Annotated in this window: 12 protein-coding genes; 8 read left to right on the top strand and 4 right to left on the bottom strand. The window is 62.3% G+C overall.

Features of this window, described 5'->3' with window-relative positions; all coding sequences use genetic code 11:
* The first annotated feature begins 72 nt into the window (after window positions 1-72).
* A complete protein-coding gene (locus FHT84_RS14410; RefSeq protein WP_112340684.1) occupies window positions 73-351 on the top strand; it encodes a hypothetical protein in 279 nt (92 codons plus the stop codon).
* A gap of 142 nt (window positions 352-493) precedes the next feature.
* Window positions 494-679 carry a DUF1059 domain-containing protein gene (locus FHT84_RS14405; protein WP_112340683.1) on the top strand — a complete coding sequence of 62 codons (186 nt, stop codon included), beginning with the start codon at window positions 494-496 and terminating at the stop codon, window positions 677-679.
* A gap of 26 nt (window positions 680-705) precedes the next feature.
* On the opposite strand, the gene FHT84_RS14400 is transcribed toward FHT84_RS14405, so the two are convergent.
* From FHT84_RS14400 to FHT84_RS14390, 3 genes are read right to left on the bottom strand one after another with little or no spacing between them, the layout of a single operon-like run.
* Window positions 706-1,962 carry a CCA tRNA nucleotidyltransferase gene (locus FHT84_RS14400; protein ID WP_113251092.1) on the bottom strand — a complete coding sequence of 419 codons (1,257 nt, stop codon included), beginning with the start codon at window positions 1,960-1,962 and terminating at the stop codon, window positions 706-708.
* The gene (locus FHT84_RS14395) at window positions 1,959-2,594 is read right to left on the bottom strand and encodes a CoA pyrophosphatase (RefSeq protein WP_112340681.1); all 636 of its coding nucleotides are present in this window, start codon (window positions 2,592-2,594) and stop codon (window positions 1,959-1,961) included. The genes FHT84_RS14400 and FHT84_RS14395 overlap by 4 nt, the downstream gene beginning before the upstream one ends.
* Window positions 2,591-3,214 (bottom strand): DUF1285 domain-containing protein, encoded by a 624-nt coding sequence (locus FHT84_RS14390; protein ID WP_112340680.1) that lies wholly within the window; start codon window positions 3,212-3,214, stop codon window positions 2,591-2,593. Before FHT84_RS14390 ends, FHT84_RS14395 begins: the two co-directional genes overlap by 4 nt.
* Window positions 3,215-3,381: 167 nt before the next feature.
* On the opposite strand from FHT84_RS14390, the gene FHT84_RS14385 reads away from it, so the two are divergent.
* The 5 genes from FHT84_RS14385 to FHT84_RS14365 are packed head-to-tail and all read left to right on the top strand — an operon-like array spanning window position 3,382 to window position 10,663.
* Window positions 3,382-4,392, top strand: coding sequence for a MoxR family ATPase (locus FHT84_RS14385; RefSeq protein WP_112340679.1), 1,011 nt, complete (start codon window positions 3,382-3,384; stop codon window positions 4,390-4,392).
* A gap of 26 nt (window positions 4,393-4,418) precedes the next feature.
* Window positions 4,419-5,339, top strand: a complete 921-nt coding sequence (locus FHT84_RS14380; RefSeq protein WP_113251091.1) for a DUF58 domain-containing protein — start codon at window positions 4,419-4,421, stop codon at window positions 5,337-5,339.
* Entirely contained in the window at window positions 5,336-8,161 is a 2,826-nt protein-coding gene (locus FHT84_RS14375) for a DUF4159 domain-containing protein (protein ID WP_113251090.1), read from the top strand. Before FHT84_RS14380 ends, FHT84_RS14375 begins: the two co-directional genes overlap by 4 nt.
* A gap of 1 nt (window position 8,162) precedes the next feature.
* A complete protein-coding gene (locus FHT84_RS14370; protein ID WP_113251089.1) occupies window positions 8,163-10,235 on the top strand; it encodes a hypothetical protein in 2,073 nt (690 codons plus the stop codon).
* Between the two features lie 5 nt (window positions 10,236-10,240).
* A complete protein-coding gene (locus FHT84_RS14365) occupies window positions 10,241-10,663 on the top strand; it encodes a GNAT family N-acetyltransferase (protein WP_113251148.1) in 423 nt (140 codons plus the stop codon).
* Window positions 10,664-10,695: 32 nt separating this feature from the next.
* On the opposite strand, the gene FHT84_RS14360 is transcribed toward FHT84_RS14365, so the two are convergent.
* The gene (locus tag FHT84_RS14360; protein WP_113251088.1) at window positions 10,696-11,268 is read right to left on the bottom strand and encodes an N-acetyltransferase; all 573 of its coding nucleotides are present in this window, start codon (window positions 11,266-11,268) and stop codon (window positions 10,696-10,698) included.
* Window positions 11,269-11,615: 347 nt separating this feature from the next.
* On the opposite strand from FHT84_RS14360, the gene FHT84_RS14355 reads away from it, so the two are divergent.
* Window positions 11,616-12,605, top strand: a complete 990-nt coding sequence (locus FHT84_RS14355; RefSeq protein WP_113251087.1) for a glutathione S-transferase family protein — start codon at window positions 11,616-11,618, stop codon at window positions 12,603-12,605.
* Window positions 12,606-12,613 lie beyond the last annotated feature (8 nt).

Below are 12,613 nucleotides of genomic sequence, written 5' to 3'. Positions count from 1 at the left end.
GATAATGCCCTGAAATCGGCGGGAGGAGTGACTAAGTGACCTAATGCTCGTTTCAATCGGAGGAGGTTGTAAATGGCAGCAGAGAAACACGTCACCGAAGCTTCGAAAGAGCAGAAACTTTCACGCACGGTCGATAGTCCCGAGTTTATCGTCCGACTGGCCGAAGATATGCGGATCCGCAGCGGATCCGACCTGCCGCTATCCTGCTTCATCGAACAGGTGAGGATGCAGCTGGCGGGTAAATCACCGAACGACATCGCCCGCTTCGCGGCCGATCGCTCGGCAAGGCAGCCACCGGTTACGAAGTATCAGTCATCGGACTGCTTCAGATCCTGGGCAATGCCGGATTGAATCCGGGAGACAGCCGGCGGCAAGCGGGAGGCTTGGCGCCGGCAGAAACTTTTTTCCACCGACCGCGTTTAGCCCCATGTCGTTCAGCCCTACGCCTTTGGCATGGAGGGACCGGAACGATTGGAGAGATGAGGAGGAAGATATGCGACTGTTCGAGTGTGGTACGTTGGTGCCGGGCTGCTCCTGGCATACTCGCGCCCAGGACGATGCCGAAGTGGTTCGCCGTGCCGTCGAGCACATGCGCGATGCGCATGGTGAGACGATCATTCGGGAAAACATGGTCGACAATATCAAGGCACGCATTCGCGACGAAGCCAATGCGGCCTGATTAGGCGCCGGCAACGGGTCTCGATATCACGCGGCAGCCAACTCTTTCAGTCGGGCGAGAAGGCTCGCCCGGTTCATCTTGAAGTTTCCGTCGAGCCATTCCTGCTCGAGCTTGCCAAGAAGCTCGCCGACGCGCGGCCCCGCGGCGACGCCCGCAGCCAGTGCATCCGCACCGCTGAGCGGGAAAGCGGGTCTTTTCCATTTTGCCGCTCGTTCCAGCAGCTTGCCGAGCCGCGCGGCACGTCCCATTTCCTCGAAATCGCTCTCCGCCTTGCTCCGCGCCGTCACAAGCGCCAGCTTCAGGCGAACCACGATGCCCGATGGGTCGTGACGATAAAGCAGGCGGTCGAAGGCCGCTTCCGAAATATCGTCCTTGACCACAGGCGCATTCGCCCATGCCTGGAGATAGGCGCCTTCGGCTTTTGAAAGACGCAGCCGCTCGGCAAGTTTTGCAAGTCTCGCGGCATCCGGCGGCACGATCGCGGCGAGCCGCAGCAACGGCTCCGCCGGCCAGCCGAGCGCCTGCTCGGTGGCGACAAGCCCCGGAATGGCGTCAATGCCCCATTTCTCGGTTTCCGGCAGCACTTCGGTCAATATGCCGATCTGGCGCATCCAGAGCAGCGCCCTGCCCGGATCCTGAGCCGCCAGAAGCTTTTTCATTTCCGACCAGACGCGCTCGGCCGAGAGCGTCGATATCTTCGACTTCGCAGCTGCGCAGGCGCGAAGCCCGTCCGCATCCGGCCGGCCGCTGCCGTAGTGGGCGAAGAAGCGGAAGAACCGCAGGATACGCAAGTAATCCTCGGCGATCCGTGTCGCCGCGTCGCCGATGAAGCGGATATTGCGGCGCTCCAGATCGGCCAGCCCGCCGACAAGATCCACGACCTCGCCGTCGGCAGACGCATAGAGCGCATTGATGGTCAAGTCGCGCCGCTCGGCGTCGCCCTGCCAATCCTGGCTGAAAGCAACCACGGCGCGGCGTCCATCCGTCTCCACATCGCGCCGCAAGGTGGTGATTTCGAACGGTTTTCCATCAATGACCAAGGTCACGGTGCCATGCGCGATGCCCGTTGGCACCGCCTTGATCCCCGCCGCCTCGGCTCTTTCGACAACGGCCTCCGGCAACAGGGTGGTCGCTATATCTATATCGGCGACCGGCAATCCCATCAGGCTGTTGCGCACCGCCCCGCCGACGACGCGCCCCTCGCCACCCTCGGCATCGAGCAACGACAGCACCCGCTGCAATGCCTCATCGCGAAACCAGGCCTCATCGGCAACGGACGTCATGTATAGAGCCTTTCATAAAGCGTGCGGACGATACCGGCGGTAATGCCCCATATCATGCGCTGCCCATAAGGCATGCGGTAGAAATGGCGTTCAGTTCCCTGCCAGAGCATCGTGTCGGTCACGTGGTGGTCGGGGTCCATCAAGAAGGAGAGCGGCACCTCGAAGACATCCTCCACTTCCGTCGGATTGAGAGCCAGGTGAAAGCCCGGCTTCACCACCGCGAGAATCGGCGTGATGCGAAAGCCGGTCGCCGCCAGATAATGCGGCAGCCGCGCCACCGGCTCGATGAAGATGTCGGCCAGCCCGATCTCCTCGCCCGCCTCGCGCACTGCCGCCATTTCCGGCGAGGCATCTTCCGGGTCGATAGCACCGCCCGGAAAGGCGATCTGGCCGGAATGCTTGCGCAGGGTGGATGTCCTCAGCGTGAAGATGACCTTGGCATCGTCGCCGCTGTCGACGACCGGTACGAGTACGGCAGCATCCTTCAGCTTCAGGTCCGCGACCTGCGCTATGGTCTCCGGATTAAGCAGATGATCGCCATGATCGCGCCAGGCGAGATCGATCGGGCCACCGCTCTGATTGAGGGCGCGACGCCGGAATTCATCCGCGGAATAAAGAGGGAATTCGCTCATCGAGTCAGCGCATCCAGTTCCGCAACCGGCATGACAGGGAAGATCGTGCCCCCTGAGCGCACGCAGAACATCTCGCGCCCGGCAATTTCAACGGGTTCGCCGAGTTCGACGAGGTCGTACATGACCGCCCGCGTCACCAGCGCTTCAAGACGCCCCCGGACATGCAGGTAAGGCTTCAATTCATCGTTCTCACCGCTGATGACGAAGCGGATCGGATGGTCCCTGCCAGCCTCGACGACATCGCCGACATTCGTGCGGAAGGTCAACACGCGCTTGCCGTCGCGCTCCGTTACGCTCATCTCGACAGCCACGAAAGGCGCGTCGATGACGCGGATGCCGACTTTTTCCACAGGCGTGACGAGATAGGTCTTCCCATCGGCATCCTTGCGAAGGACGGTGGAAAACAGCCGAACCAACGGCGCGCGGCCGATCGGCGTGCCCAGATAAAACCAGGTGCCGTCGGCCCTGATTTCCATGTCGATATCGCCGCAGAACGGCGGATTCCAGCGATCGACGGGCGGCAGCCCCTTCTTACGGCCGCCGCTATCACCGGCCGCGCGGGAAATCAGCGCCGCGAGGCTTGCGGCATCGCCCGTTGTCCTGATTTCCTCGGTTGCCATTCTTCTGTCCCGGTTGGTCGTTAGTCAGGAATATGACAGTTCTCACGAGATAGTCATTTGAAACGTGCTTGTCAGCCGTCTTGGTGGCGATAAGTTGTATTGATTATGAGGCAAATGTGTAACGTCTGCGAATCACGCACACCGTTTTTCTGCCATTGGAGACGCAAATGGGCATGATCAAATCGACCGAAACGAGCCTCGATGAGCAGGCCATCATCGCCTCAGCCGAAAAGGCGCTTGGCGATATTGCCCGCGTCCGCGAAGAGGTGTCGAAGGTCATTTTCGGCCAGGAAAGCGTCGTGGAAAACACGCTGCTCGCCGTGCTCGCCGGCGGTCACGCCCTGCTCGTCGGCGTACCTGGCCTTGCAAAGACGAAGCTCGTGACGACACTCGGCGCCGTGCTCGGCCTTGCCTCCAATCGCGTGCAGTTCACCCCCGACCTGATGCCGTCGGATATTCTCGGCTCCGAAGTGATGGATCAGGACGAGAGCGGCCGCCGCTCCTTCCGTTTCGTCAAGGGACCGGTCTTCGCGCAATTGCTGATGGCCGACGAAATCAACCGCGCCTCGCCGCGCACGCAGTCGGCCCTGCTGCAGTCCATGCAGGAATACCACGTCACCATCGCCGGCCAGCGCTACGACCTTCCCGCTCCCTTCCACGTTCTCGCAACACAGAATCCTTTGGAACAGGAAGGCACCTATCCGCTGCCGGAAGCCCAGCTCGACCGTTTCCTGCTGCAGGTCGACGTCGATTATCCCGAGCTTGCCGACGAGCGCCGCATCCTGCTGGAAACGACGGGCTTGAGCGAAGCGACGCCGCAGGCAGTCATCGATGCCGAGCGCCTCTTGGAAATCCAGCAGCTGATCCGGCAGATGCCGGTCAGCGACGGCGTGGTCGATGCGATCCTGTCGCTGGTGCGCTCGGCCCGTCCGGGCCAGGGCAATGCCTCGACGGACAAGCATGTCGCCTGGGGTCCCGGCCCACGCGCCGGCCAGGCAATGATGCTCTGCGCCCGCGCCCGCGCCCTTTACGAAGGCCGGCTTGCGCCGTCGATCGACGACATTCATGCACTGGCCGAACCCGTATTGGAACACCGCATGGCGCTGACTTTTGCCGCCCGCGCAGAAGGTATGTCCGTGCGCGATGTCATTGCAGGGCTGGTCAAGTCGAAATCGTGACCCGGATGTCGAGGAGAGTATAGCGCGTGGCATCCATCGGACAGATCGTCAGACCGACCTCAGGCAACGATGCCCTCTCCCGAGCCCGCAGCCGTGCCGCCCTCGTGCCTGATTGCCTCGTCGAAGCCAAGCGCATCGCCAATACCGTGATCGCCGGCTGGCACGGCCGGCGCAAGCGCGGGATCGGCGAGAATTTCTGGCAGTTCCGCCCCTATACCGAAGGTGAAAGCCTTTCGCGCATCGACTGGCGGCGCTCGGCCCGCGACGATCATACCTATATCCGCGATCATGAATGGGAAGCCGCGCATACGATCTGGCTCTGGGCCGATCTGTCGCCGTCCATGATGTATAAGTCGACCTATGGCCATGTGTCCAAGGAGGGTCGCGCGCTCGTCCTGATGCTGGCCCTGGCGGAAATTCTTTCCCGCTCCGGCGAGCGTATCGGCTGCCCCGGCATCATGGAGCCGGTTTCGACCCGCAACGCTGCCGAGCGTCTGGCCGCAGCCCTGATGCATACCCCGCTCGAAGGCGGTCTTCCGCAGACATCAATGATCCGTGGCTGGAGCGATATCGTGCTGATCGGCGATTTTCTCGACGATGCCGATAGCGTCATGGGCAGGATCGGCCCCTTGGCGCGCCGGGGCTTGCGAGGCCATGTGATCGAGGTTGCCGATCCCGCCGAAGAGCTCTTTCCCTATAGCGGAAGGACCGAATTCAGCGATCCCGAAACGGGCTCGAAGCTGATTGCCGGCCGCGCAGAAAACCTGCGAGACGATTATCAGCGCGCCTATCTCGCTCGCCGTGAAAACCTTGGCCAATCGCTGCGTCATCTCGGCTGGACCTTCGTCAGCCACCGCACGGACCGGCTGGCCTCCGAAGCGCTGGTCACCGTGCATATGTATCTTTCCGGCATGCCCGCCAGAGTAGCTTCCGGAGGGCAGCCATGAGCGGTCTCTCCTTTGCATTCGCCTCGCCCGCCATCCTCGCGGCTCTTATCCTGCTCCCTGCGATCTGGTGGTTGCTGCGCCTGACGCCGCCGCAACCGCGCACCGAAGTGTTCCCGCCGCTCCGCATTCTGGCCGCCATCCTCAAGCGCGAGGAAACGCCGGCGCGCAGCCCCTGGTGGCTGACGCTGCTGCGCATGCTGCTGGCCGCCCTCGCCATCCTCGCCATCGCCAACCCGATGTTCAATCCGCGCACCAATACGCTATCGAGCGGCGGGCCGCTGGTGCTGATGATCGACAATAGCTGGGCGAGCGTCTCCGACTGGGAACGCCGCGTACGCACAGCTGATGCGCTGATCGACGATGCGGATGCCAAGAGCATTCCCGTATCGATCGCCTTCACCGCAGAGCAGAGCAACGATGCGACGCCGGGAGCTGCGACATCGGCGCGTGACAAGCTGCATGCCATGAACCCGAGGCCACTGGTGCCTGATCGCGAGCGCGCTGCCGACGCCGTGAAGGCGGCCCTCAACGGCAGCAAACCCGGCACGATCGCCTTCATCTCCGATGGCGTCGAGAGCAGGGATAAGGACGACATCGTCAGCCGGCTCGCCGCGCTGCAGCCAGGCGAGCTGCGGCTGATCGAAGGCGACGGTCAAAATATCATTGCAATCACCGGCGCGGCCAATACCGCCAACAACATGACCGTCACCGCGACGCGGCTGAATGGCACCGCCCCGATGCGCCTCGGGCTGACCGCACAGGACAATCAGGGACGGCCGATCGCCGTCGGTTCGCTTGATTTCGCCGGCGGCCAGACCGTCGCCACCGGCTCCATTGCCGCTCCTTTCGAGATGCGCAATGATTTCGCCCGCATAAGCCTCGACCGGCAAGCGAGCGCCGGAAGCGTCTATCTGCTCGATGATGGTTTCCGGCGCCGGCGCGTGGCGCTTCTTTCCGGTCAGGCAGCCGACGAATTCCAGCCGATCCTGTCGCCACTCTATTATATCCAGCGCGCCCTCCAGCCCTATGCCGACCTGATCCAGCCGAACAGCGCCGATCTTGCCAAATCGATCCCGGAGCTGCTCACCGGCAATCCCTCGGTCATCATCATGGCCGATGTCGGCCGCCTGCCGCAGGAAACCTATGCGCCGCTGCAGAAGTGGATCCAGAATGGCGGCACGCTCGTCCGCTTCGCCGGCCCGCGCCTTGCCGCGGCACCCGCCGACGATCCGCTCGTGCCCGTGACGCTGCGGCAGGGCGAGCGCACATTCGGCGGCGCACTTTCCTGGGCAGAGCCGCAGCCACTTTCCGATTTCCCGGCATTCGGCCCCTTCGCCGGCATGCCGAAGCCCAAGGATGTGCTCATCAAGCGGCAGGTCCTGGCCGAGCCGACGCCGGATCTGGCCGAGCGCACCTGGGCAAGCCTTGCCGACGGCACGCCGCTGGTCACCGAAAAGCAGATGCAGGCAGGCCGCATCGTTCTCTTCCACGTCAGCGCCGAGCCGCAATGGTCCGACCTGCCGATCTCAGGCGATTTTGTCGAAATGCTGCGCCGGATCGTGCAGCTGTCCCATGCCGGCGGCGTCACTCCGCCGGAAGGCGCCGCAGCCAAGGGAAGCGAAGCGATGCCGCCTTACCGGCTCCTGACCGCAAAGGGCGTATTGACCAGCGAAATCGGCAGCGCGCGCCCGCTGGAACCGAACGGCAAGGGAGCGTCGATTGCAAGTTTCGACAATCCGCCCGGCCTCTACGGCTCCGAAGAAGGCTTTGTCGCACTGAATACGCTTTCGAGCGGCACGCAACTGAAACCGCTGGATGCCTCGGCTTTGGGCTCGGTCGCACGGGAGGGCCTAATCGGCGGAGAAGCCTGGTCGGCAAAGCCGATCCTCTTCACCCTCGCCTTCCTGATCCTGCTGGCCGACAGCATCATCGTATTGTTCATGAATGGCGCCTTCCCGCGCCTCGGCAGATCGGCAAAGACGATGGCGGGTGGCGCAGCGATGCTGCTGCTGGCCGCCTCGCTTGCCATCTTCCTGCATCCGGCAATCGCATTGGCCGACGATTCAAAACCCGGCGACGACACCATCTTTTCGCGGCTGGATAAGACCCATCTTGCCTATGTCGTCACGGGCGAGTCGGAGGTCGATCATGTCTCGGAGCGCGGCCTTGCCGGCCTTTCCGACTATCTCACCTATCGCACGACGCTCGAGCCCGGCCCTCCGGTCGGGCTGGACCTGACCAAGGACGAGTTGGCCTTTTACCCCCTGATCTACTGGCCGGTTTCAGCGACCGCGCCGATGCCTTCCAATGACGCCATCAACCGCATCGACGCCTATATGCGCAATGGCGGCACCGTGCTGTTCGACACCCGTGACGCCATCGACACGATGGGCGATACCTCGACGCCAAGCCCGAACGGCCAGCGCTTGCAGCAGATCCTCGCCAATCTCGATATTCCGCCCCTGGAGCCGGTACCGGCAGGACACGTGCTGACCAAATCCTTCTATCTTCTGTCGAGCTTCCCCGGCCGCTATGCCGATAGTCCGCTTTGGGTGGAGGCGCGGCAGGATGTGCGCCGCGACGCAAATGCGGTCGCAACCTCCGACGGTGTGACGCCGATCATCATAACGGGCAATGATCTGGCTGGCGCCTGGGCCATCGATGAAAACGGTTCGCCGCTGCTGCCGACCGTGCCGCCGGACGAAACCCAGCGCGAATACGCCTATCGCACCGGCGTCAACATCATGATGTACATGCTGACCGGAAACTATAAATCCGATCAGGTCCACGTTCCGGATATCTTGCAGCGCTTGGGGCAGTAATATGAATATCGGTTTCGCCCCATTCCTCCCCTGGCCTATCCTGACCGCTCTGGCGGTGCTGACGCTTGCCATCGCGGCGCTTGCGATCTTCAGGCGCCTTCGCGGCAGCTGGATCCGTGCTCTGGCGGGCATTGCTCTCCTGGCTGCGCTCGCCAACCCGGTGCTGATGCAGGAGGATCGCGAGCAGCTGACGACCATCGTCCCAATCGTGGTCGACCGCAGTCTCAGCCAGCAGACACCGGAACGCTCCAAGATGACGGACGACGCTCTAGCGATGCTCAAGGACCGGCTGGCGCAATTCCCGCGCATGGAGCCACGCATCGTCGAGGTGCGCGATCCGGCGGAAGCAGAATCGCCCTCGACGCGGCTTTTCTCGGCGCTGTCCTCAGCGATCGCGGACGTGCCGCCCGCCCGAATCGGCGGCGCCATCTTCCTCACGGACGGCCAGATCCATGACATCCCCGGCATCAACCAGCAACTCGGCTTCGACGCACCCATCCACGGGCTAATCACAGGCAAGCCGGACGAATTCGATCGCCGCATCGAAATCGTGCGCGCCCCTCGTTTCGGCATCGTCAACGACGAGCAGCAGCTCGTCTTTCGTGTCGTTGACGATGGCAAGAGCCCTGGCGTCACGGCGGCAGTGACCGTCAAGATGAACGGCGACGAAATCGCCACTCTGCAGGCTACACCCGGCCAGGACACGCCCTTCAGCTTCAAGGTGCCCCGCGCCGGCAACAATGTCCTCGAATTTGCCGTCGCCGAGGTGCCTGGCGAAGTTACGGCGATCAACAATCGCACCGTCCAGCTGATCGAAGGCATCCGCCAGAACATGCGCGTTCTGCTCGTCTCGGGTGAGCCGCATGCCGGCGAGCGCGCCTGGCGCAACCTTTTGAAATCGGACGCCTCGGTCGATCTCGTGCATTTCACCATCCTGCGTCCGCCGGACAAGCAGGACGGCACCCCGATCAACGAATTGTCGCTGATCGCCTTCCCGACGCGCGAACTTTTCGTTGACAAGATCAATTCTTTCGACCTGATCATTTTCGATCGCTACCAAGATCGTCAGAACGTCCTGCCGACGATCTATTATGATTATATGGCGCAATATGTCGAAAACGGCGGCGCCCTGCTCGTGGCCGCCGGTCCGGAACATGCCGGCGGCAGTTCGATCGCGCTGACGCCGCTAGCTTCCGTGCTGCCGGCCGAGCCGACGGGTCAGATGATCGAGAAGGCCTTCTATCCGCGTCTGTCGGATCAGGGCCGCAAACATCCCGTGACACGCGGCCTGGATGGATCCGACGCCGAGCCGCCGCATTGGGGCCGCTGGTTCCGCAGCGTCGATGTCGAACGGCCGCAGGGACAGACTGTGATGGTCGGCGTGAATAACAGCCCCTTGCTGGTGCTGAACCGCGTCGGCCAGGGCCGTGTCGCCATGCTGCTCTCCGACGAAGGCTGGCTCTGGGCGCGCGGCTTCGAAGGCGGCGGCCCGCACGTGTCGCTCTATCGCCGCATCGCCCACTGGCTGTTGAAGGAGCCGGCGCTGGAGGAAGAAGCGCTGACTGCGAACGCCGCCGGCCGCACGCTGCAGGTGACGCGCCAGACCATCGGCGACGATCCCGGCCCCGCCACGATCAAATCGCCATCCGGCAGGTCACAGACATTGCCGCTGAAGCAGACGCAGCCGGGTCTCTATCAGGCCGAAAAACATATGGACGAGATCGGGCTCTATCAGATTGCCAATGGCAATCTGTCGACGCTCGTCCATATCGGCGCCATCGATGCCCCGGAATTCCGGGCGATGATCTCGACCACCGAGACGTTGAAGCCGCTGTCGCAGAAAACAAAGGGTCTCGTCAGCCGGGTTGCCGGCGTCAATGACAGCGTGACAGTGCCTCAGGTCCTTCCCGTGCGCGGCGCCGTGCGCGTCGCCGACAACCAGCGCCTGACCATCCGCATGACCGACGAAACCGTGTTGAAGGGCATCAATACACTGCCGCTGTTTGCGGGCTTTGCCGGTCTTGCCGCCCTCCTCTTTGCCTTCTCCGCCACATGGTGGCGCGAAGGACGGTGACCGCGATGAAAATTGACGTGACCGATGCCCCAAGCGAAAGCGAACTCGCAGCCATCAGCGAGGGATTGACAGCCTTCAATGTTGCCGATGTCGGCCCCTCGGAGCGCCGTCCCCTGGCGGTCCTGATCCGCGACGTTTCCGGCAGGACCATCGGCGGCATTTCCGGCTATACCGCCTGGGGGTGGCTGTTCACGCAATGGCTCTTCGTGCCCGAAAGTCTGCGCGGCCAGGGCATGGCCGGAAAGTTGCTAGAGGCAGCGGAAGCGGAGGCAAACGCGCGCGGCTGTTTCGGCGCATGGATCGATACCTTCAACCCGCAGGCGCTGAAAGCCTATCAGCGGCAGGGCTATACGATCTTCGGCGAACTGCCGGATTTCCCGGCTGGTCGCAGCCGATTCTTTCTGAAGAAGACGTTGTCGCCCCGCTGACATCAAGCAGGGCGATTTTTATCGATAGCGCCTTAGACAGCGATCGCCGTGAACTGTACGACATCATCCAGATCGTCGTCTTCGGCTTCCGTAGCCGCAGTGGAATCATCGCGCCAGGCGATCGAACCGTGCAACCGCGCATGCATGTCGGCGGCGATCGGCACGACCAGCACCCGGTTGGGATCGACAGGCCCCGGGAAGGTCAATGCGTTGTAGGCGACCTTCTCGAAACCGAGCGGACCATAATAGGGTGGATCGCCGACGAGGATGACGGCTTCCGAGCCCTTGCGCTTGGCGGCCTCGACGGCGATGCGCACGAGCTCGCGGCCTATGCCCTTGTTCTTGTGGGAGGGGCGCACGGCAAGCGGGCCGAGCAGATGGCCCTTGACCGATCCGGCCAGCACCGGCGTCATCCGCACGGAGGCGATCGTCTCGCCATCGTCGGCGCAGATGAAGGACAGCAACCGGTCATGCGGTCCCTGTTCGCGAATGCGAGCAGCAGCGCGCGTAAACCGGCCAGGACCGAACGCTTCTTCGTTGATGATTTCGATGACGGCGTCGTGCGACGCATCCTCAGTGAGGTAGACCAGATCGTGCTTGTACATTAGACCAGTGAAACCAGATAGACGAACGATATTGTTCCCGAAAGCGCTCGTGGAGCGTTCAAGATCATCGGCGTCGTCGCAGGCTTCTGGCTACTTTCATGACAAGGGTCCTTAAATTATGAAAAGCCGGATAGCAGGAAATATCCGGCGCGTCCAATGCAAAATACATGATGCCATTTTTTAATGCGGCATCGTGCCCACATCCTGGCCTTCACGCATAACGCCGGTGCCCGAAGCCTCTCAGCCATGCATGCGACGCAGTGTTCATCATTTGCCGTCTCGAAATCCGGCGTGCATGCCGTATCTCTTGATATATAGTTTCGGCAGTTTCCCGAAAGGATCAAGCAATGGGCATGTTGGTGGACGGCGTCTGGCATGACGTCTGGTACGATACCAAAGAAACGAAGGGCCATTTCAAGCGCGCCGCGTCGCAGTTCCGAAACTGGGTGACCGCGGATGGCAGCGCTGGGCCGACAGGCACCGGCGGCTTCAAGGCTGAAGCCGGACGCTATCATCTCTACGTGTCGCTCGCCTGCCCTTGGGCACATCGGACCCTGATCTTCCGCAAGCTGAAGAAGCTGGAGGAGCTGATCTCGGTCTCGATCGTCGATCCGCTGATGCTGGAAAACGGCTGGGAATTCAAAGGGACAGACGGCGGCACTGTCGACCATCTCTTCGGCGCGACGAAGCTCTGGGAGGTCTATGTCAAGGCCGATCCGCATTATTCCGGCCGGGTGACCGTTCCCGTTCTATGGGACAAGCAGACCGGCACGATCGTTAACAACGAATCGGCCGAAATCATCCGCATGTTCAATACCGCCTTCGATGGCCTCACCGGCTCCAAGGCGGATTTCTATCCCGCCGATCTCAGCGCCGATATCGATGCATTGAACGAGCGCGTCTACGATACCGTCAACAACGGCGTCTACAAGGCTGGCTTTGCGACGACGCAGGAAGCCTACCAGGAAAACGCACTTCGCCTCTTCGAAACCCTCGATATGCTGGACCAGCGGCTGGCGACGAAGCGCTATCTGTTCGGAGACCGGCTGACGGAAGCCGACTGGCGCCTGTTCACGACGCTCGTCCGCTTCGATGCCGTTTATGTCGGCCATTTCAAATGCAACATCCGCCGCATCGCCGATTATGCCAACCTCTCGGCCTATCTGCGGGATCTCTATCAGATCGCCGGCGTTGCCGAGACGGTGAACCTGACGCATATCAAGAACCACTATTATCGCAGCCACAAGACGATCAATCCGACAGGCATCGTGCCGGTCGGCCCCGATCTGGACTTCGATCGCCCGCACGGCCGCGAGCGACTGGCAAAAGCCGCGTGACTTGAATG

The sequence above is a fragment of the Rhizobium sp. BK289 genome (assembly GCF_014193575.1).
Lineage (GTDB): Bacteria > Pseudomonadota > Alphaproteobacteria > Rhizobiales > Rhizobiaceae > Rhizobium > Rhizobium tropici_C.
This window is presented reverse-complemented; position numbering and strand designations above follow the sequence as displayed.